General features: G+C 26.5%; 14 protein-coding genes and 1 pseudogene. 13 read left to right on the top strand and 2 right to left on the bottom strand.

Going from position 1 to position 22,544, the window contains the following annotated elements; genetic code table 11:
* The first annotated feature begins 1,047 nt into the window (after nt 1-1,047).
* The 5 genes from EJJ37_RS02425 (at nt 1,048) to EJJ37_RS02410 (ending at nt 12,122) form a co-directional block, all read left to right on the top strand.
* The gene (locus EJJ37_RS02425) at nt 1,048-1,260 is read left to right on the top strand and encodes a hypothetical protein (protein WP_133014007.1); all 213 of its coding nucleotides are present in this window, start codon (nt 1,048-1,050) and stop codon (nt 1,258-1,260) included.
* A gap of 120 nt (nt 1,261-1,380) precedes the next feature.
* Nucleotides 1,381-1,515: a hypothetical protein gene (locus EJJ37_RS20965; protein WP_275547903.1), complete on the top strand. Its 135-nt coding sequence runs from the start codon at nt 1,381-1,383 to the stop codon at nt 1,513-1,515.
* 1,635 nt (nt 1,516-3,150) lie between these two features.
* Entirely contained in the window at nt 3,151-8,091 is a 4,941-nt protein-coding gene (locus EJJ37_RS02420) for an NPCBM/NEW2 domain-containing protein (protein WP_133014006.1), read from the top strand.
* Between the two features lie 288 nt (nt 8,092-8,379).
* Nucleotides 8,380-9,717 (top strand): sensor histidine kinase, encoded by a 1,338-nt coding sequence (locus EJJ37_RS02415; protein WP_133014005.1) that lies wholly within the window; start codon nt 8,380-8,382, stop codon nt 9,715-9,717.
* 251 nt (nt 9,718-9,968) lie between these two features.
* Nucleotides 9,969-12,122 (top strand): leucine-rich repeat domain-containing protein, encoded by a 2,154-nt coding sequence (locus tag EJJ37_RS02410; protein ID WP_133014004.1) that lies wholly within the window; start codon nt 9,969-9,971, stop codon nt 12,120-12,122.
* Between the two features lie 180 nt (nt 12,123-12,302).
* On the opposite strand, the pseudogene EJJ37_RS21275 reads toward EJJ37_RS02410, so the two are convergent.
* Together EJJ37_RS21275 and EJJ37_RS21175 are read right to left on the bottom strand one after the other, a co-directional pair.
* A pseudogene (locus tag EJJ37_RS21275) lies at nt 12,303-12,835 on the bottom strand (IS3 family transposase); the annotation flags it as partial.
* A gap of 388 nt (nt 12,836-13,223) precedes the next feature.
* Nucleotides 13,224-13,442 carry an HTH domain-containing protein gene (locus EJJ37_RS21175; RefSeq protein ID WP_420808511.1) on the bottom strand — a complete coding sequence of 73 codons (219 nt, stop codon included), beginning with the start codon at nt 13,440-13,442 and terminating at the stop codon, nt 13,224-13,226.
* Nucleotides 13,443-13,840: 398 nt separating this feature from the next.
* Between EJJ37_RS21175 and EJJ37_RS02400 the strand changes: the two genes are divergently transcribed.
* The 8 genes from EJJ37_RS02400 (at nt 13,841) to EJJ37_RS02365 (ending at nt 22,538) form a co-directional block, all read left to right on the top strand.
* Entirely contained in the window at nt 13,841-14,455 is a 615-nt protein-coding gene (locus EJJ37_RS02400; protein ID WP_166484642.1) for a sugar transferase, read from the top strand.
* Nucleotides 14,456-14,659: 204 nt separating this feature from the next.
* A complete protein-coding gene (locus EJJ37_RS02395; RefSeq protein ID WP_133014003.1) occupies nt 14,660-15,292 on the top strand; it encodes an acetyltransferase in 633 nt (210 codons plus the stop codon).
* A gap of 70 nt (nt 15,293-15,362) precedes the next feature.
* Nucleotides 15,363-16,505: a DegT/DnrJ/EryC1/StrS family aminotransferase gene (locus tag EJJ37_RS02390; RefSeq protein WP_133014002.1), complete on the top strand. Its 1,143-nt coding sequence runs from the start codon at nt 15,363-15,365 to the stop codon at nt 16,503-16,505.
* A gap of 2 nt (nt 16,506-16,507) precedes the next feature.
* Complete coding sequence (locus tag EJJ37_RS02385) at nt 16,508-17,671, top strand: glycosyltransferase family 4 protein (protein ID WP_204596851.1); 1,164 nt, start codon at nt 16,508-16,510, stop codon at nt 17,669-17,671.
* A complete protein-coding gene (locus EJJ37_RS02380; protein ID WP_133014001.1) occupies nt 17,672-18,997 on the top strand; it encodes a nucleotide sugar dehydrogenase in 1,326 nt (441 codons plus the stop codon).
* Nucleotides 18,998-18,999: 2 nt separating this feature from the next.
* Nucleotides 19,000-19,974 carry an SDR family oxidoreductase gene (locus EJJ37_RS02375; RefSeq protein WP_133014000.1) on the top strand — a complete coding sequence of 325 codons (975 nt, stop codon included), beginning with the start codon at nt 19,000-19,002 and terminating at the stop codon, nt 19,972-19,974.
* Nucleotides 19,975-19,998: 24 nt separating this feature from the next.
* Nucleotides 19,999-21,423, top strand: a complete 1,425-nt coding sequence (locus EJJ37_RS02370) for a polysaccharide biosynthesis protein (RefSeq protein ID WP_133013999.1) — start codon at nt 19,999-20,001, stop codon at nt 21,421-21,423.
* A 17-nt stretch (nt 21,424-21,440) separates the two neighbouring features.
* Complete coding sequence (locus tag EJJ37_RS02365; RefSeq protein ID WP_133013998.1) at nt 21,441-22,538, top strand: glycosyltransferase; 1,098 nt, start codon at nt 21,441-21,443, stop codon at nt 22,536-22,538.
* The last annotated feature ends 6 nt before the right edge of the window (nt 22,539-22,544 follow it).

Below are 22,544 nucleotides of genomic sequence, written 5' to 3'. Positions count from 1 at the left end.
ATAGTCCCATGTCCAGGTATAACATAAAATAAAGCTTACATCATTAGAGATAGATATATCAAGTGTTTCTTAAAGCAGTCAAATTATGACTTCAGTTACTTAATGTATATAGATCTATGCCATCGCTTAATCTGCTTATCCCATTAACGCTGAAATTTGTTCACATCGCTTCATTTTTATCTTCTATTACTTTTTTTACTTGATTTTCATCTTTTAGGAACTCTGTAAATTTATCTGAATTTTCTTTATCCATTTCTATTTGACTATTTGTATCTTTATTTTTACGTCTTCACTAAAATATTCTATTAATTCTTCAGGAAATTTAGCTTCTTTCATTTTTGAATCCAAATCATTTAGAGGATAGTTTATATTCAGTATTAATATTTACCGATGCACTAGTATGTAGATTTGTAGTAACAGTAACTGTAGTAGTTGTTAGCAGCACTAAAAATAATTTTTTTTAGTTTTTATTCATTTTTTTAATCACCATTTTTAAAATTTAGCTATTAAGCGTATTGATATTTTATCATAATAATTATAGTATTTATGTAATATTATGTAATAATATATTTGTTTTTTTATATCATAATATTATATTATAATTATTGAATTTAAAATTTATGGAATATAATATGATATGTTGTATTTTATATTATTATAATATTAAAAATAAACTTTAAGTTAGCAATTTGTAAAAGTTAATTGAATATATAACGAATAAATACTTAGTGAGAATAAAATAAAAAAGGTGTGTATAAATTTATATATGAATTATAAGATATGTACATACAAAAGGATGGGTAAAGAAAATGTAGGCAAGTATAAAATTGCTTACATTTTCCCTACATTGTATAGAAGTAATCTTATAGTAAAATAAATTAATATAATTTAAAACATAGTTTAGTTTCTTTTAAGTTACGAATTTATATATTTTAAATTATATAATAAGAACTGCAAGATAATCTTGTGGTTCTTTTATTATTGTTAGTCCAGTATGGCAACAACTTGACGATGAAAGTCCAATACTACCCAAAACATTAGGAGTAAATGTGGCAGATATATGAGATGAATGTTGTTGTTCTTACCTGGGGAGGGTTGATTACAATTGATAATAAAGAGGTTGTTCAGGGAGAAAATAGAGATGATGAGTTTAATATAACTGAAAAATATAATATTTTATGTTATAAATATGTTCAAGAATATTTAAAACCTAATGCAGGTAAAGAACTTATAAGAGATAATTTAAATAGAGCAAAATAAAGGATTTAAACCTATTAATAATATTGTAGATGTTAGATGAGTTAACTATAGTATAAAAAATGATTATGGGTATGCTATATAAAAAATAGATTAAACTAAAGAATTGTGAGAGGTGATAACTTGGAAATAATTTTTACTATATTGGTAACTATTCTTATAGTAGTTACTGTAATTTTATCAATAATTTCAATAGTAATAAAAAGAGCAGAGGATCAATTCTTTGAATACCAAAGAGAGTATGAGGATAAAGAGTAGTTTATGTAAAAATAAAAGAGAATAAGTTGTTAATTAAAACCCGTAGCAATCAACTTATTCCCTTATGTTGGGTGAATAACTCACAGTAATATTTTATGAAGAGATATTAAATATATTCATGGAAGAATTAGGAGCTGAAGTAATTCTTTTTATACTTTAGGAAATTAAATTTACTTCCCTTTTACCCTATAATATTGCTGTTTGCTACATTTAAAGTGTTGTTTAGAGTTTTTATTACTTGTTTTTAATATTTTAATGTATATTCTAATTGAAGGTTTTAATGCTATGTCCTATTTATTTAACTTAGTTTTACGAATTGGTAAAATTATGTAAAAGTGAATTTCGGCAAAAGTTATAAATTTTATTGCATGACATTAATTATGTAATAAGAAAACAAATTTACTTGAGTACATCATACTTTCTTATGATAAGTAATGCTGTACTCTTTTTTTATTTAAAATTCCATCAAACATATAAGCAATTAAATAAATCAGAATAATTTTATTGTTTATATATAAAAATGATAAGAACAGAATTCATAAAAATATGAATTCTGTTCTTATTGTTTTTGAAAATTGACCTAGGATTAAATGCAATAATAGAAAATTATTGCACATTTATTGTATGAATAAATAAATATACACGAACGATAATTTATATATAATTTATTCTTATATAATACTATATGATTTTTTTATAAAAAATATATTTTAAATATAAACGACACTAAAAATAGTATAAAAATTATCAATAAACTTATAGTATTTCTTTTTTTTGTAAAAATAATAAGGACAGAATCCTATAAATATGATTCTGTCCTTATTATTTTTAACGCTAAATGTAATAATAGGAAGTATTAAATTTTAACTTAACTTGAATAAAAGTAAATTATCAATATTTTTATATCATTTATTTTTATAAGAAATTTATTATTAAGACAAACGACACTAAAAATGGTGTGAAATTATATAGAGAGACAAATAACCTCTCTTTTAATTTATAAAAATGTATTAAGAAAGAAGGAATTAATTATGGAAATTAAAAAGATAGCAGTTAGAGGTGGACATAGAGAATTATGTACAGGAGTATCAGCATTATTAAAATGGTGCTTTAGGTAGTGAAGTATGTGTATATTATATACACGAGATAGCTCAAAGAATTGTAGATGCATTAGAAGAATTAGGAGTTAAGAATAGAGGTAGAAAAAGAAGAAGTAAGCAAACTAGTACAACCTCCAGTATCTAATGCAGATAATTGGGTAGCAAGACTTTAAACCGAATATAATAAGCAAGGTTTTTCAAATCCAAAATTAGATGGTATATTGCAGGATCTAATACTTTTTATAATTAAAAAGGCTAGATACCCATCTCAATGAGTATTTAGCCCTTTTGTTTTTAGTTAAATTGTCGATAAAAGAATGTAAGAACTTAACACATAAATATATATCATAAATTTCTATATAAACAAGAATATTGTGATAAACGACATAGAAAATGGAATGAAAAACTTTAAGATACATAATAAAAGATGTTATTTATCAATAAAAAAGTGTTGTTGATTATTATATAAGATATTAGGGAAGATATTATGATATTTTATTGAAAAATATAACTTTATAGGAGTAAAAAAGAAAATATGTATAAGAAAAAAATTGCAGCCGCAACAATGGCAATAATAATTTCGAATTTTTCCGCTACAACATTAAGCGTTTTAGCAGATGAAATATCAACTAATACCTTAACATTAGAAAATACTAATAATAAGGAACAGATTAGAAAAGCTGCTATAAGCAAATTTGATTTATATAATAATGATAAATTGGATGCTTATAATGAAGTTTTCAAAATGGATAATTTAAATATACTATCTATAGCTAATAATGGAGGCAAATATGGAAGTTCTACTATTGATAAGGCGATAGATGGTAATCTAAGTACTCATTGGGAAACTGGAAGGCCAAATAGTTCGGAGTTTACTAATGAGGTTGTTTTTACATTGAATGAAATAACAAATTTAAATAGAATTGTATATGTAGCAAGACAAGATGGAGCTAGGGGTAAAGGATTTGCTCAGGAAGTAGAAATATATACTTCTCTTACAGATGATGAAGATGATTTTAAATTAGTAACTACTGGAGAATATACAGGTCCTACTTCAGATATAGTTGAAATTAAATTTAATTCAACTGAGTTTAAGAGAATTAAATTTATATTTAAACAAGCTAATCAAAACTGGGCATCAGCATCTGAATTTATGTTTTATAAAGAAGATAATTTGGGGGATAAAGTAAATAGACTATTCACAGATGAATCTATGAATCAACTTAGCGAAGAATTTAATAGTCTTGATAAGATAAATGCTTTAGAAGAAGTAGTAAAAAATCACCCATTATATGAAGATTATAAACAAATTATAGAAGATGCAAGGCAAATTTTAAATGGTGGTGAAGTTAATTATACTGATGCAAAGGTATCTATATTTAATATTAATGGAGAAACTTTAGAAAATTATGATAATATTTATAAATTACCAGTAGATGGAATAAAGACAATAACTAATAATGGAGGACATTATTCAGATTTAACTATTGATAAAGCTATTGATGGTGATATAAATACAAAATGGCATTCAGGAAGACAAAACACATCAGACTTTACTAATGAAGTAGTAATAGAGTTGAAAGAGTTAACAACACTAAATAGATTAGTTTATACTGCACCGAGAGGTAGTAATAGAGGATTTGCAGAAGCATTTGATATATATGCGTCAAAAACATCAAAAGGAGATAATTTTAAGTTAGTAACTTGTGGAAATTCTGATGTAACTCAAGATTCTATTGAAATAAAATTTAATCCAACTGAGTTTAAGAGATTGAAATTTGTATTTAAAAAAGGATATGAAAATTGGGCTTGTGCAGCAGAATTTGCTTTATATAAAGAAGATAAGGTAAGGAATAAAATAGATTCATTATTTACTAATGGATTAATGAATGAATTATCAGAGAACTTTAAAACTATGAGTGAATTATCAGCATTAGAAAGTGAAGTTCAATCACATCCTTTAAAAGAATTATTTATGGAAGATATAAAACTTGCAAAGGATATAATTAATAATGGAGCAAACTTAAATAATCCTATTGAATTGGAGCGTAGAGGTAACTCAATACAAGAAGCTAATAAAAGAAAAATATGGGGATTTAAAGATTGGCAAGTAACTGGTTTAACAGCAAGACCAGGTGATATTTTAGAAGTATATGTAGATGTAAAAGATGGGGAGCCAACTCCAAAATTAGAATATAAGCAATCAATAAATAGACATGGTAGCTCAATAATATTTAATCTAGTAAAAGGGAAGAATAAAATAGTCATACCAGAATATGATAATGAGAGCGATGATGTAGCACCAGATACTATATTTGGAGGGGCTTTATATTTAACTAACTACGAAAGTGATCAGCAAAGTGTATCTCCTAGAGTAAGAATAGAAGGTGCAAAAAGATATCCTGTATACGTGGATGGTAAGTCTAATGATGAAGAGTTAATGAAAGAGTTAGAGGAATATGTTAATAAGGTAAACTCAAATCCAGAAAATACAGTAGATGTATTTGATGTAAGTACAAATCAAACATTAGTAACTGTAAAGGCAACATATGCATTAGAGTGGTATAGAGAAAATAATAAGATGCCAAGTTTTACGGCAAATCGTATGGAAAAAATAATGGATGATGTTTATGAGTTTTGGGGATTTGATAATTCAACAGAATTAAATTCAAGATTTAATTCAAGAATGATATTTATGACTAAAAATATAACTGGTGGAACATTTATGAATGCCGGAGGTGGGGTTGTAGGAGTTAGACCATCAAGTCAAAGTGCTATATTAAATGCTGATAGAGGTTGGGGATTAATGCATGAAATAGGACATAATATGGATACAGCTGGAAGAACTATGGTTGAATTAACTAATAATATTGTTCCGATATATATGCCGACAACAGAGGGAGATGTAACTAGAATTACAACCGATGATGTTTGGGAGAGAAAAATATATTCTAAAGTTTCAAAAGAAGATTATAGCAATAATTTATGGGAAGAAGAGAGTGGGGAAGATAGTTTAGCTCAATTATCACCATTATGGCAATTACACCTTTATGACAATACTTTCTATCAAAAATTTGAACAAACATATAGAGCTAACAATTTTAATTTAAGCGGAAAACAACAAATAACAGAATCTTGGGTGAAAGTATCTTCAGATATATTAAAGTTAGATTTATATGAATTTTTTGAAAGACATGGAATACATGCTAGTGAAGAAATTAAAGCAGAAGTATCAAAGTATCCAAAGCCAGATAAAAAGCTATGGTACCTAAACGATAATAAAATTAATTATAAAGGGAATGGATTCACTAAAGATGTTAACTTAGATGTTTCGCTTAGTAGATTAGAAAATGGAATTAAGTTAACATTTAATATAGATAATGATGTTAAGTCAGATTTATTAGGATATGAAATATTAAAAGATGGTAAGGTAATAGGATTTACCTCAACAAATACTTTCATAGATAATAATATTGATCAATCTAAAAGTTCAGAATATAAAGTAATACCTTATGATATTAATTTAGGAACAGGTAATTATTTTGAGATAAATTCATTTGCACCAAGTATAAGCATTCAACAAAATAAGTTAACTTTAGAATTAAAAGAAGAATTTGAGCCTATGGAATATATAAAGGTGTTAAACCGTGATGGAAATGATATAACATCTGAAGTTAAAGTTGAGCATAATGTAGACACTAATAAAGAAGGTATATATCAAGTTAAGTATATAGCTAATGATAATGGAGTAGGAGCAGAGAAGTATTTAAAAGTTGAAGTAGTTAGTAAGAGGGATTATTTATCAGATGAAGAGTGGGAAGCAGTAGAAACTGAATATGGACAACCAAGAAGAAACTCTAATATAAAAGGTAGAGTAAATGGAGATATAAAGAACTTTGAAAATGGATTTGGAATACATGCAAATGGTAAAATAACTTATGACTTATCAAATAAAAACTATGAAAGATTTGAAGCTTTACTTGGCGTTGATATGCTTATAGAAGAGCAAGATTATTCTAGCATAACATTTAAAATAATAGGAGATGGTAAAACATTAGCTACTACAAAAGTTTTAAAGCATGCAGATAATATGGAATATGTTAATGTAGATGTTAGAGGCGTAAACAAATTAGTTATAGAAATTCACAATGGTGGTAATGGAAATACTTGTGACCATGGGATAATAGCTAATCCTAAGTTAACTATAGATAATTCAAAACCAGTAACAAATTCATTAGTAGCAAGATTAGATAAATCAAAAGGTGGAATAATGTTATCAACATTAGGTTTAGGATTAAGATTTTTCACTTCAATAGAAAATGTAGATCCAAAAGAAGCCGCAACATACTATATAACTACTGCTAGTAATAGTAAAGAGGCTCCTAAATTTGAAGTAAAATCTACTATAGTAAATAAAGACTATTCACAAATAAAAACAAGTATAGAATTTAGCGAACTTTCTAAATTAGAAGAAGACGTAAATACTAAGTTATATTTAAAAAGAGTTAAGAAAGGTCAAGAACCTACATATGCAGAATTAACAGTAGGCGATGTTGACTTAACAAATGCTTTCAATATTTCTGATAGTAAAATATCTATTTCTATAACTGGAGATAATAATATAGTAAATTTAAATAAATCTACGTTAAGTGATGATTTATTTAAACAAGGATTATCTAATATATCTTGGAATTCATCTGGAATGATAATAGAGGGAAGGCCTACATTAAATGGTAATTCAACTGAATTTGAAAATTCTAAAGTGTCTGTATTACTTAAAGATTCTTCAGGTAATTATATTCAAGAGGCAGGAAAAAATATAGAAATTAGAGGAATATATATAAATGATAAATATGAGGTAACAATACCGTATAATTTATTAAATAATGTAAAAACATTTGAATTAAGATTAATTGGTTTAAATGTACAAAATGATAATATACTTACTAAAGGTGATTTAACAGAATTTAAATCAACTATACACAATAAAAAAGAATATATTTTATCTGAGGATTCTAATGGAGCAATAAATTTAACAATATCTGAAGTGGATCAGTTATCAAATGAATTAACAAGTATAAGAGTTACAACTGATACAAGCACTGGTATACAACAATTCTCGCTAAGAGGAAGTTTATTTGGTGATGATGTAGATAATATAAAGTCAAGCATCAGATATACTTTAATTGCTAAAAAAGACAATGATATTATATTTGAACAACTTATAACTAGAGTAAAAGACTCTAAAGGTAGCTATAATGGATTTAAGGCAAATATAGCGTTAAAAACATTACTAGATGCAAACTTAAACCAAAATGATGAAGTATTATTTACTTTAAGGGTAGATTATTTAGGCGATGTTATAGAGTTAGATTTAAATTCAGTTCAAGAATTAGTTTCAATTACTGATTTATCAAGTAATGAAACATTTGAAATGATTTCTAAAGACGGAAAAGCCGTACTAGTAAAAAGATAATTGACAATTAGGCTAAGAAAAAAGATATACGGTATTTATTGTAATATATCATTAATAGTAGGATAAAAACAAAAAGAGCTAGTAGTGCTATGATACTAGCTCTTTTTCATATCTATATTATAATCTTATTTAAAATAGTTAACTGATTATACAGAGAGTATTTAGAATTTTGCAAAATAGTTTGCTTAAATTTTATAATAAAAGTATATACTATCTATATACTTATTTATAGTTTTATATAAGTAATAAATAGAGAAATAAGTTAAGTTTGAAAGTGAGATTATATAAATGGAAATAAATACATTGGAAGTAATATCATTTTTATCAGTTTATTTACATAATTTTTACTTAATAAAATCTTATAAGGGGATAGTTGAGTTTAGACTATATGGAAAAAAGATAAGTTTAGTTTTTTCGTTTTTTGCATCAATTCTAACTATTTTTTTTGTAAAGCAAAAAATTTTTTTACCAACTGCAAATGCAATTAATTTTTTGCTGTATTTTATTATTTTAATTCTTGCTTTAGATGAGACATTAGGATGTATATATATTTTAGCTACATATCAAATTTTTCAAAATGTTATAAATAAAGATATTATACTTGGATTAACTGCATTAATATTAAAAAAACAAATATATCAAATAATTGGTGATTATGAGATGTATTTAATTATTATTATTTTAACAAGGATAATAATGTTGATTATTGTTGTAATATTTGATAATAAAAATTTCAAAAATCGTATGAAAGAATTATTATTATATAGGAAAATATTTATAATGAATAGATTGACAGTGACAATGTTAAATATTATTTTATTAGGGGCTAATTATTCCTATTATTATTATGGATATAAAGATATTAAAGTATATATGATGCTAATTAACAGAGTGTGCATATATTTTTGTCTTTATTCTAATATTTTAACAAAAGTAAAGTCAATAAGAGGGATGGACAGAGAAATATTTTATAAGACTAATTTATCAAAATTAAAATACAACAGTGATATAAATAAAAAAGAAGATGAATATATAAATTTATTGAGAATGTATAATCATGATTTTAGAAAAATATTAAATAGCATTAACGACTCTATTCAAATAGGGGATATAGATAAAGCTAAAGAAATAATATATGAATTTAGTGGACAAATACAGGAAGTAATAAAAGAAAATAAACGATTTTCTAATAATTCACTAATTAATGCAGAGCTTAATAGATTATATAAAGCAAGTACTTCTAATAATATTTACTTTGATTCAGATTGTTATATTCCAGAAAATTTAGGAGTTAAAGAAATAGATTTAGTCAAAATATTTAGTAATTTGGCAAGTAATGCATTTGAGGCATGTATTAAGCAAAATGGTTATGAGGATAAGTGGATAAATTTCAAGAGTTATGTAAAAGATGATAACTTTATTATATACCAGACTAATTCTTTTAATGGTGAAATAAAAATGAAAAATGATCAATTAATTACTACTAAAGAAAATAAAATAGAGCATGGAATAGGTGTTGAAAGTATAAAGTATATAGTAAATAAGGCAGAGGGGTTAATAATTATAAAAGTAGATAATGATAAAAAAGAATTTATTTTTTTAATAAAAATACCGTTATTTAGCTAAAATAAATATTTTATTACGAATATATTAAGTAATATAGATTGTGTAAATAGGACATTTATTATACAGTAAAATATAAAAAATAGCAGTTAGAATAAGAAAATATTGTTACATAAATATAAAAAAACTGATGTTTAGTAATTTAAGAGTGGTGTTTAGAAAAAAAAAAAATATTTTTGATGAAATATATTATATTTATAGGGAAAGAACTATACTATTTAAAAATATTAATATATGGGAGAGGATGTTAGTTTATGAACAAGAAGAAGGTAAGCACATTTGTTTTGGCAGGGATAATATCAGCACAAACATTACTTCCTGCGAGGATTACATTTGCAGATGAAATTGAAAAAACAAATGTGGGGAATGAACAAGTACAAAATAATCAAGAAGTAGAAGCCGAAGATACAAATAAGTCTGAGGTAGGGAATTCTAAAGATGAAAAACAAGAGTTAGAAAATAAAGAAAAAGTAACAGAGAATTATAAAACTGAAGATAGTGAAAAAGTAGTAGATGGTAGAGCGATAGTGAATGTGCCAGATATTAATTTACGAAGAAGTTTAAATAAAGCATTAGGATATGTTGATAGGGAAAGGGAATTAACTTTATCAGATATGCAATCAGTTGTTAGGTTTCAGGCTAACAACTATGGTATAGAATCATTAGTTGGATTAGAATATGCAACAAATTTACAGTATATAATGGTGAGAGATAATAATATAAGTGACTTAACTCCATTATCTGGATTAAAAGTAAATGAATTATTTTTAGAGGGTAATAACATAAGTGATATAAGTCCATTGGCTGGATATACAGAAGTAACTAGATTGTTTCTAAGCCGTAATAAAATAAGTGATGTAAGTCCATTGAATGGAATAAAAGGAGGAATAATTCTTGTAGATAGGCAAACTATAGAGGGAGTGGATTTATGTAAGAATGAGGGTACTGAATCATTAGAAGTTGAGAATATAGTAAAGGATAGATATGGAAATCTTATAGCGCCTGAGTCAAGCAATTCATATTCTTACGAAAATGGAAAAGTGATATTTAATAATATAGGTAACTCTGACAAAGTAGAGTATTCTTTTAATAAAAATGACGGTTTTGATTTCTATGGAACTGTAATACATAACATTGTAGAAGGTGAAAAAGAACAATTAAAAGCAGAATTAAATGAGGAAAAGGGTGGAATAATGTTGTCTACAGCAGGTTTAGGACTGAGATTATTTACCAAGTTAGAGGGTGCTAATCCTAATGAAGCGGCAACTTATTATATTACAACTGCAAGTGATGAATCAGAAACTCCAAAATTTGAAGTTAAATCAACAGTTTTAAATGGAGATTACTCTCAAATAAAAACAAGTATAGAGTTTAGTGAGTTAGCTAAATTAGATACAGGGGTAGATACAAAGTTATATGTAAAAAGAGTTGTGAAAGGGCAAAAGCCTACGTATATAGAACTTAAATCTGGTGCTGATTATTTAACAAGTTCATTTAATATATCTGATAATAAGTGTATAGCTGTATCAGTATCTAAAAATACTGACAATGTTGTGCAATTGAATAAGAATGATATAAATAGTGATTTATTTAATCAAGGAGTATCTAATATATATTGGAATTCAACGGGAATGGTAGTAGAGGGAACACTTACAAATAATGGAAGTTCTGATGGTTTTAATAATGCTAAAGTATCAATGTTATTAAAGGATTCTAATGGAGAATATGTAAAAGAAGATGGAACTAATAAAAATGTAGAAGTTAGAGGTATGTACAGAGAAGGTAAGTACAAAGTTACAATACCATATGATGAATTAGAAAATGCAAAATCATTCGAATTAAGACTTGTAGGTTCAAATATTCAAACTAGTGATGTATTAACGAATGGAACAGTACAAGAGTTTAAAACAGGTATGAATAATGATAAAGTATATAAATTGTCAGTAGGAGCTGAAGGTACAGTGAATTTAACAATTGAAAAGTTATCTGATAGTTCAAGTAATTTATCTAGTGTAAAAGTTACAACGGATAAAGCTACAGGGATAAGACAATTTTCAGTAACTGGAGATGTATTTATAACAGGAATGGATAAGATAGACTCAAATGTAAAATATACTATAGTAGGTAAAAAAGAAGATGAAGTTGTATTTGAGCAATTAGCTACAAAGATAAATAATAATGGAAATAATAATGGTTTTAAAACTAATTTATCAGTAAGTAAATTAAAAGAAGTGAATTTAAATCAAGGTGAAGAAATATCATTAGAGTTAAAAGTGGAATATCTAGGTAATTCTATGAATATAAAACTAGATTCAAGTCAAGCTGATGTATCAATAACTGATAAAGATAGTAATGAAATATTTGAAATGAGTTCTAAAGATGGAAAAGCTATAGTAACAAAAAAGTAATAAAATTACAAAAAAAGATATAAGATATTAAATTATGTTCTTTGTAAATTACAGTTTAAAGAAATAGTGTTTTTTTTAGATGATTTTAAAGTGGTAACTATGTCAAGGATATTTTAAAAAAGAGAGTTAAGAAGATAAAAGCTGATTTCTGTATTTAACAGGAGTCAGCTTTTTTAAGTTCTATTGAAAACGCTCATTGTTATAATAATTAATGTAATCATCTATAATTAATTGCAATTCTTCTAAGCTCGAGCATGATTTATAGTTAATTTCATCTTTGGTATATCTAAAAAATGATTCTTGTGATGCATTATCCTAACAATTTCCGCATCTGGACATAGATTGTGGAAGTTTTTTAGATTTCAAAAGTTTTTGAAATGTCGGAGTTGTATAGTGGCTACCTTGATCGGAATGAATAAAAGCATCTTTAGCAAGTTTTATATTAGGATTTGTTATTAATTTATGTATTGTATTTGTAGCAAGATCTAAAGTTATTCTATCTGATAAATTATAGGCTAATATTTCACATTTGTTGATGTATCTTTTATGGTTGACAAATAGACCATATTATAATTTGAATATAGCAAATATGTAATATAGTAAGTAATACTTTACCTTATATATCTTGTTTAAAATTCCTGTTAAGTAAGTTTGGAACTACAGTATGGCTCCTTTGTAGGCTTCGCTATACGTTTATATGGATTAGGTTTTCTTTAATTACCTCATCTTGTTTTTCGCGTTTTTTACGATTATTTTTAGAATTCAAATAATTATAATAATCAGAATGTGAAACTCCTGATACATTACACAGCCTTCTAATTAAATTATTTAAAGATAGTTTCTTAAGTATAGATTATATTAAGATAAATGATTGTGCTGCTACTAATTTATATTTTTTACCTACCCTTCGTGTAGCTCTAATCTTTTTAGCAATTCGACCTCGGCCTTTAAATGCTCAATTTCAGCAATTTGTTTTGTTATTATTTCATCTTTAGTGATTTTACGCTGATGCCCACCGTTATTTCTTCTAGTATCGTCTAAGCCTAATACCCCACTATCTTTATATACTGTTCTCCATCTAGCCTCTGGGCAATCTATACTTCATATTCCAAGAATATCAACATCAAATCCAGCTTCTTCAAAAATAATTCTTGAAGTCTTTCCTTTACTGTATTCAGCTATAAAATGCATCTTAAATTCATTAGTATATGTTATTGCTTTATCACTTACTTTAAGAATATATTTATTCTTTGATAATTTATCTATTTCATTCTTTGGGAATCTTATTTTAAATATAGTAAAAAGTGATTCTTTGGGCAATTGATTCTAATAGTTGTATGCCTAGATGTAGATTATCTTAATTTATATTTTAAAACTTTATTCTGAAATATTATGAGACATAATATCGTTGGTAGGATTAAATAAAATGTTCAATAGATAAGAACTCTTATGTTTTTGAAGAATATATAAAAATATATATTACAGCTATAGAAGTATAGTTGTTGTTTGTGCATATAAAAGTGCAGTTAAGTAAGAAAAATATCGATATAAGATTAAATATAGTATAAATAATATAGAAAGGGGGATTAATTAAATAATTTGTAAATATGAAAAAGTTATAGCAACAAAAGTATAATATAATTATAAGAATAAAATATAAAAAAATAATTATATACTTAATAAAATAAACTATTGTTTATTTTCAGAGAGGAGGGTTGATGATTTATAGAAATATTTTTAAACGAATAATAGATATAACCATATCAATATTAGGATTAATATTTTTATTTCCAATATTATTAGTAATAGCTATATCTATATATTTATTTATAGGATGCCCTGTATTTTTCGTTCAAGAAAGAGTTGGAAAAAATGGTAAAGTATTCAATATGATTAAATTTAGAAGTATGACTAATGAAATTGATGAATTTGGAGTTTTATTAGATGATTCAAAAAGAATTACAAAATTAGGGAAGTTTTTAAGAAGTACAAGCTTAGATGAATTACCAGAGTTAATAAATGTATTAAAAGGTGATATGAGTTTGGTAGGTCCTAGACCTTTATTAGTTGAGTACATTGATTTATATTCTGATGAAGAATTCAGAAGACATGAAGTTTACCCAGGAATAACTGGGTTGGCTCAAGTAAAAGGTAGAAATTTATTGACATGGGAAGAAAGATTTAAACTAGATGTAGAATATGTAGACAGTGTAAGTTTTTTAAAAGATATTTGTATATTAAAAGATACTATATTGATTACTTTAAAAAGAGAAGGAATAACAGATGGAAAATCAGTGAGTATGGAAAAATTTGAAGGCAATCTGTGGAAATAAACTTATAGAATTAGTATGAAATGGAAATATAAAATTGAAGTGCTTTCTAACTATTTAAACAAGTATTTCTTATTTGTAATTATCATAACTATTTTATACATAGTTATTTTAATGTTAAAAAAGATAAGATAAAAGGAAATTGAAAAATTAACAAATAATATTTAGAGTTATTCTTTATATGTTGAAAGGTGGTAGTAGTGATATATGAAAAAAGATATCATTATTATTGGTTGTGGGGGTCATTCAAAAGTAATAGTAGATGCTATAGAACAGATAGATGAATTTAGAATTAAAGGATATTTAGACGATGATAAATATGGTAAAGGATATAGAGGTTATAATGTTTTAGATAAAATAAGGAATGTAGGGGTATATGATAATGAAAATACATGGTTTGTTATAGCTATAGGAGATAACAATATACGAAAGTGTATAAGCAATAGCTTTCCAAATCTAAAATATGCAACTATTATACATAAAAACGCATCAATTAGTCCTAGTAGTACGATAGGATTTGGTAGCGTTGTTTTAGATGGAAGTATCATAAATGCAGATTCTAAAATCGGTAGTCATGTGATAATAAATACTAGATCCATAGTTGAACATGATTGCATTATAGGGAATTATTGTCATGTATCTCCTGGTAGTGTTATTTGTGGAGGCAACATAGTACATGATAATGTCCATATTGGAGCAAATTCAGTAATAATACCTTGTAAAGTTATAAATAAAAATTCAATTATAGGTGCAGGAAGTACTGTTATAAGTAGTGTAGAAATAAATAATATAGTAGTAGGTTGTCCTGCAAGATCTATAATGAATAAACAAAATATGTAACTGTTTACACTATATATGACTGAATTGCTTAATGTAGTAAGATTTAAAAATATATAAGCGAGAGTGGAAAATGAATAAAAGGATATATTTATCAAGTCCTCATATGGGAGGCGAAGAGTTAAAGTATGTACACGAAGCTTTCAAAAGCAACTGGATAGCTCCATTAGGGCCTAATGTAGAACTTTTTGAGAAAGTAGTGTGTGACTATGTTGGAGTAACTAATTCAACAGCTGTCTCTAGTGGAACTGCAGCTATACATTTAGCTTTAAAGTGTTTAGGAGTAAGTAAAGGAGATATAGTATTTTGTCAATCACTGACATTTGCAGCAACAGTAAATCCAGTAATATATCAGGATGCAACCCCTGTATTTATAGACTCGGAATATTCTACTTGGAATATGTGTCCACTTGCTTTAGAGAAAGCTTTTAAAAAGTACGAAAAAATAGGAAAATTACCAAAAGCGGTTATTATAGTTAATCTATATGGCCAAAGTGCAGATTATGAAAAATTAACAAGTATATGTGAAAAATACAATACTCCTATAATAGAAGATGCAGCAGAATCATTAGGGGCTATATATAAAGGGAAACAAACAGGATCATTTGGAGATATAGCTATATTTTCATTTAACGGAAATAAAATAATTACTACTTCTGGTGGAGGAATGCTTGTTTCAAATAATGGGGAATATACAAATCGAGCATTGTTTTTATCTACACAAGCAAGGGAAAATAAAAGATACTATGAACATGAAGTAGTAGGTTTTAATTATAGACTTAGTAATGTGATTGCAGGAATAGGTATAGGACAAATGAAAGTACTAGATAAAAGAATAGGGAAAAAGAAGTTAATATTTGAGAGCTATAAAGGAGCACTTAAAGATATAAAAGAGTTAGAAATGATGAATATATCTAAAAATGGTGAGCCTAATTATTGGTTATCTGTAGCTTTACTAAACAAAGAAAGCAATATAAGACCTATAGATATAATAACATTATTGGAAAAAAACAATATAGAATCAAGGCATGTGTGGAAACCAATGCATCTACAACCTGTATTTGAAAAATATGACTTTATAACAGTTGAAGCTAGTAAAAGTGTCGCACAAGATTTATATGAAAGAGGTATATGTTTACCTTCTGATACTAAAATGGAAAATAAAGATATCCAGCGTGTAGTAAAAATAATTAAAGAAGCCATCGATAGGTTTTAAATATGAAAAAATGTATAAAAGTAGTACAAGTTTCTGCCATTGATGAGACTATGGATAAATTATTAAAGAGATTAAATGAAAGATTAGTCAAAGATAATTATGAAGTGATAGGTATATGTTCAAAAGGTAAATTAGAAAAAAATATTTTTGATACTGGTGTGAAATTAAAAAATATAAATATAGATAGAAAAATAAAAATAACAAGTAATATAAGGTCTATATATGAAATGTATAAGTTTTTTAAAAAAGAAAAACCAGAAATAGTTCATGTACACACTCCTGTAGCAGCAGTATTAGGTAGGATTGCAGCAAAGTTAGCAAAAGTTCCGATTATAATTTATACAGCTCACGGATTTTACTTTCATGAAAATATGTCTAATTTAAAATATAGTTTATTTTTAAATATTGAGAAGTTTATGGGAAGAAATTTTACTGACTATATATTTACACAGAGTATGGAAGATCTTGAAATTGCTAATGATTGTAAATTTAAAAAACAGAATCAAATGATGGCTATTGGCAATGGTGTAGACGTTAGTGTGAGATTTAATCCTAGTAATATAAATCAACATATTAAGCAGGAATTATATGAGAAGTTAAATATATCTAAAGAGGATATAGTAGTTACATTTGTAGGAAGACTAGTTGAAGAAAAGGGCATCTTGGATTTATTAAAATCATATGAGTATATAAAAAATAAAGTGAAGTTTATTATAGTTGGAGATAAATTTCAAGGTGATAGAGATATACATATTAACTATGAAATAGATAAATATGAAAATAATGAAAATATAAAATTTGTTGGTAGGATATCAAATGTTGAAGAAATTTTGAGTATAACAGATATATTTTGTCTTCCTTCATATAGAGAAGGTATGCCAAGATCTATTATAGAAGCTATGGCTATGGAGTGTGCAGTTATAGCTACAAATATTCGAGGATCAAGAGAAGAAGTATTAGATGGTAATACAGGATTTCTAGTTAATTTAAAATCACCAAATGAGATAGCTAAAAAAATAGATATTTTATCAAATGATAAGAAGTTACTAGAAAGTATGAAACAGAAGTCTAGAGAACGGGCTTTATGTTTATATAATGAAGAAGTTGTTGTGGAAAAGCAAATAAATGTATTCAAAAACTTATTAGAAGAGAAAGGATTGTCATAAATGTATAAAACGTTATTCGAAGATATAAAAAATAAAAATGAAAAAATATCTGTAATTGGATTAGGATATGTAGGTATGCCATTAGCAATATCTTTTGCTAAAAATGTAAATGTAATAGGATTCGATTTAAATAAGGAAAAAGTAGAGTTTTATAACAAAGGAATTGATGTAACTAATGAGGTTGGTAATGATGCCTTAAAAAATACAACAGCTGAAATAACTTATAATGAGGAAAGGTTAAAAGAGGCAAAGTTTCATATAGTAGCTGTACCAACTCCTACAAAGGATGATAAAACTCCTGATTTAAGACCTATGATAGGGGCTAGTGAAATATTGGCTAGGAATTTAAAAAAAGGATCGATTGTTGTATATGAATCTACTGTATATCCAGGTGTAACAGAAGATATTTGTGTTCCTATATTGGAAAAAGTATCAGGACTAAAGTGTGGAAGAGACTTTAAGGTAGGATATTCTCCAGAGAGAATAAATCCGGGAGATAAGAAACATAGATTAGAGACTATAGTAAAAGTTGTATCAGGTATGGATGAAGAAACATTAGATATTATAGCTAAAACATATGAATTAGTAATAGAGGCAGGTGTTTATAGAGCATCTAGTATAAAGGTAGCAGAAGCGTCAAAGGTAATAGAAAATTCTCAAAGAGATATAAATATTGCCTTTGTAAATGAATTATCGATTATATTTAATAAGATGGGAATTGATACAAAGGAAGTTTTACAAGCTGCTGGAACTAAATGGAATTTCTTGAAATTTGAACCTGGATTGGTTGGAGGACATTGTATAGGGGTGGATCCATATTACCTAACATATAAGGCAGAGGAGTTAGGTTATCGATCAGAAGTAATTTTATCTGGAAGACGAATAAATGATAATATGGGAAAATATATTGCTGAAAATATAGTTAAGTATCTTATAAAAGCTAATAAACAGGTTAAAGGAAGTAAGGTTGGAATTTTAGGGATAACATTTAAAGAGAACTGTCCGGATGTAAGAAATTCTAAAGTTATAGATATAATAAATGAGTTGAAAGAGTATGAAATAGACGTTATAGTTTCAGATCCTTTAGCTAATAGAGAAGAAGTAATGCTAGAGTATGGAATACAATTAAGTAAAGAAGAAGATTTAATTGGCTTAGATGCAGTAGTAGTTTCAGTAGCACACAAAGAATATGAAAATTTAAAGTTAGATGACTTAAAGTATATGTGTATAAATTCACATAATGAAGGCGTAATTTTATTTGATATAAAGGGAATGTATGATAGAAGAATAGTAGAAAAGAATAATTTTTTATACTGGAGATTATAATTATGGAGAATTTAATGATGAAATTTGAAAAGGGAAGTAAATTTTTAGTGACAGGTGGAGCTGGTTTTATAGGCTCTAATTTGGTTGAAACTATTTTGGATATGGGATATTTCGTTAGGGTTTTAGATAATTTTTCTATTGGTAAAAGGGAAAATATAGAGGCTTTCTTAGAAAATGATAAATTTGAGTTAATAGAAGGCGATATAAGAAATTTAGAAACTTGTCAGGAGGCTTGTAGAGGAATTGATTATGTATTACATCAAGCAGCATGGGGATCAGTACCTAGATCAATAGAGATGCCTATAATTTATGAAGAGATAAATATAAAAGGAACATTAAATATGTTAGTTGCAGCAAGAGATAATAAATGCAAAAAATTTGTATATGCATCATCATCATCTATATATGGAGATGAACCAACATTACCAAAAGTTGAGGGAAGAGAAGGAAAATTATTATCTCCTTATGCTATAACTAAAAAGACTAATGAACTATATGCTCAGAACTTTTTTGATTTATATGGCTTAGAAACAATAGGAATGAGATACTTTAATGTTTTTGGGAAAAGACAAGATCCAGACTCATATTACTCAGCTGTTATACCTAAATTTATAAAATTATTAATAAATAATGAAAGACCAACTATAAATGGCGATGGATCTCATTCAAGAGATTTTACGTATATAGATAATGCAGTACAGGCAAATTTAAGAGCGTGCTTAGCACCAAAAGAGGCTTCAGGAAAATCTTTTAATATAGCATTTGGAGGTCAAATATCATTAAATGAGATGCATAAAACCTTAGCAGAAACTCTAAAAAAAGATATTACACCTATATATGGAGATGAAAGGAAAGGCGATATAAAGCATTCTAATGCTAATATAAGTAACTCTAAAAAGTATTTAAACTATGATCCTAAGTATAGTTTTGAAGATGGTATTAAGTTAACTATAGATTGGTATAAAGCAAATTTATAAATTTCAAACTGATGGAGGTGTAAAATGGTTAGAAAAGTTTTATTAATAGGAGCAGGAAGCTATGGAAACTTTATTATAAATGAATTTAAAGAAAATAATTATTATGAAATAGTTGGAATTATAGATGATAGTGTACAACTTGAAAATGCTTATATAAATGGGGTAAAAGTTATAGGTGGAATAAATAATATAAAATCAATATTAAAGAATATAAGTGTAGATTTAGTATTGGTAGCGATATCGAATCTATCAGATGATAAAAAATTCGATATAATACAAGTTTGTAAAGAAAAAAAGGTAGCAGTGAAGATTATGCCAACAGTTGATATAATTTTAAAAAATACAGCTAAGATGTATGGTAAAAAAGATATTGACTTATCCAAATTGCTAAATAGACCTGTTTTTGATAAAAAAAGTGAAAAGATAGAAGAAATAGTAAACAATAAAACTATTTTAGTAACTGGTGGAGGAGGAAGCATTGGTTCGGAAATATGTAGACAAGTTATGGAGATGAAACCTAAAAAATTAATCATATTAGATATGTATGAAAACAGCACATATGAATTAAAGAATGAACTTAATAATAAATTTAAGGATAAAATTAATGAAGTAGAAGTGATAATAATGTCAGTATTAGATAGGTCAAGATTAAAGAGAATATTTAACTTATATAATCCTGATATAGTGTTTCATGCAGCTGCCTATAAGCATGTACCATTAATGGAAAAGTCTCCAGCTGAAGCGATCAAGAACAATATTTTTGGAACTTTGAATGTAGCAAGCTTATCAAATGAATTTAATGTAGAAAAGTTTATATTAATTTCAACAGATAAAGCAGTTAATCCGACAAATATAATGGGAGCTAGTAAAAGATTTTGTGAAATGATAATTACAGCTTTTAATAATGAATCAAATACAGATTTCAGTGCTGTCAGATTTGGTAATGTTTTAGGTAGCAATGGTTCAGTAATTCCTATATTTAAAAAACAAATAGAATCTGGAGGGCCAGTTACGCTAACCCATAAAGATATTACTAGATATTTTATGTTAATTCCAGAAGCAGTTAACTTAGTTTTACATGCTGCAGCGATGGCAAATGGCGGAGAAGTATTTATTTTAGATATGGGAGAGCCAATTAAGATAAAAAATTTAGCTGAAAAAATGATTCAAGAGTATGGTTTAAAACCACATATAGATATATATATAGAAGAAATAGGTTTGAGACCAGGGGAAAAATTATATGAAGAATTAATATTAAATAAAGATAAAGTTAGATATACTACCCATAATAAAATATTTATAGAATCTTGTGAATATGTAGATATGTCATATATAAATCAATGTATAGAGTCTTTATCGAAAATATGTAAAGAATATAAGTATGATTACGATTTAAAACAGGAATTAGCATATATCATAAAGACATATAAATGGTCAAATTGCGGATAAGATGAGAGTAACTATTTATGAAAAAAGTAGTACATATTATAACAGGATTAGGGAATGGAGGAGCAGAAAATATGTTATATAAATTAGTAACTAATATGGATTCTAATTTATATGATATAACTGTGATATCTTTGAGAGATAAAGGTATTATTGGAAAAAGGCTAGAAGAGAAAAATATAGAGGTTATAGCTTTAAATATAAATAATCTAAAATATGCCATTAAATCAATAAAGAAAGCGAAACAAATTTGTAAATCTGCTGAAGTTATTCAATCTTGGATGTATCATGCTGATTTATTTGGATTTGTAATTGCAAAAATATTTTTAAAGAAAAAAATAATATGGGGTATACGACATGGAGTATTAGAAAAGGGTAAAGACAGAAGAAGTACAATAATAATTGCAAGAATAAATGCAATATTATCTAGGTATGTAGATGAAGTTGTATGTTGTTCTAATGTATCTAAGGTCTATCATGAAAGTATAGGATATAAGAACCTAAAAGTTATACCAAATGGATTTGATATAACGTATTTTGAAAACAACTTAGATGATGGAGCCAAACTGAAACAAAGTCTATGTATAAATCAAAATAAGAAGGTTTTGATTAGTATAGGAAGATGGAATAAGGCAAAAAACTATCCCAATTTAATAAAAGCAATTGCTATATTAAGTACAAAAAGAGAGGATTTTATTTGTATTTTAGTTGGAGCAGGTTTATTAGAAAATGAAGAGCTATTAAATTTAATATCTTATTATGGGATTGAGAAATATATAAGGATAATAGGTCCAAGAGGTGACATACCTAAAGTTTTATCTATGGGAGATGTATTTGTACTACATTCAGATATAGAGGGATTTTCCAATGCTTTAGGGGAAGCAATGTTGAGCAAATTATTTTGTATAGCCACAGATGTTGGTGATAATGAATATATATTAAATGATTGTGGAGTATTAGTTGAAAGAGATAATCCATTAAAATTAAGTGAGGCAATTATGTATGCACTTAATTTAGATGAAAAAGAAAGAAAGTATTATAGCGAAAGAGCAAAGTTACGCATTGAAGAAAATTTTTCTATACAGAGAGTATCAGAAGAGTTTTGTAAGCTATATTAAGAGAGG

The organism is Clostridium cuniculi (genome assembly GCF_004353185.1).
Lineage (GTDB): Bacteria > Bacillota > Clostridia > Clostridiales > Clostridiaceae > Clostridium > Clostridium cuniculi.
The sequence above is the reverse complement of the archived record's forward strand: the minus strand, read 5'-3'. Positions and strand labels throughout refer to the sequence as shown.

Coding starts and splice junctions, on each gene's coding strand:
- EJJ37_RS02415 (WP_133014005.1), top strand. CDS start 8,380: ATGGAAATAAATACATTGGAAGTAATATCATTTTTATCAGTTTATTTA.
- EJJ37_RS02375 (WP_133014000.1), top strand. CDS start 19,000: ATGGAGAATTTAATGATGAAATTTGAAAAGGGAAGTAAATTTTTAGTG.
- EJJ37_RS02385 (WP_204596851.1), top strand. CDS start 16,508: ATGAAAAAATGTATAAAAGTAGTACAAGTTTCTGCCATTGATGAGACT.
- EJJ37_RS02370 (WP_133013999.1), top strand. CDS start 19,999: ATGGTTAGAAAAGTTTTATTAATAGGAGCAGGAAGCTATGGAAACTTT.
- EJJ37_RS02365 (WP_133013998.1), top strand. CDS start 21,441: ATGAAAAAAGTAGTACATATTATAACAGGATTAGGGAATGGAGGAGCA.
- EJJ37_RS02395 (WP_133014003.1), top strand. CDS start 14,660: ATGAAAAAAGATATCATTATTATTGGTTGTGGGGGTCATTCAAAAGTA.
- EJJ37_RS02410 (WP_133014004.1), top strand. CDS start 9,969: ATGAACAAGAAGAAGGTAAGCACATTTGTTTTGGCAGGGATAATATCA.
- EJJ37_RS02380 (WP_133014001.1), top strand. CDS start 17,672: ATGTATAAAACGTTATTCGAAGATATAAAAAATAAAAATGAAAAAATA.
- EJJ37_RS02420 (WP_133014006.1), top strand. CDS start 3,151: ATGTATAAGAAAAAAATTGCAGCCGCAACAATGGCAATAATAATTTCG.
- EJJ37_RS02425 (WP_133014007.1), top strand. CDS start 1,048: ATGTGGCAGATATATGAGATGAATGTTGTTGTTCTTACCTGGGGAGGG.
- EJJ37_RS02400 (WP_166484642.1), top strand. CDS start 13,841: ATGATTTATAGAAATATTTTTAAACGAATAATAGATATAACCATATCA.
- EJJ37_RS02390 (WP_133014002.1), top strand. CDS start 15,363: ATGAATAAAAGGATATATTTATCAAGTCCTCATATGGGAGGCGAAGAG.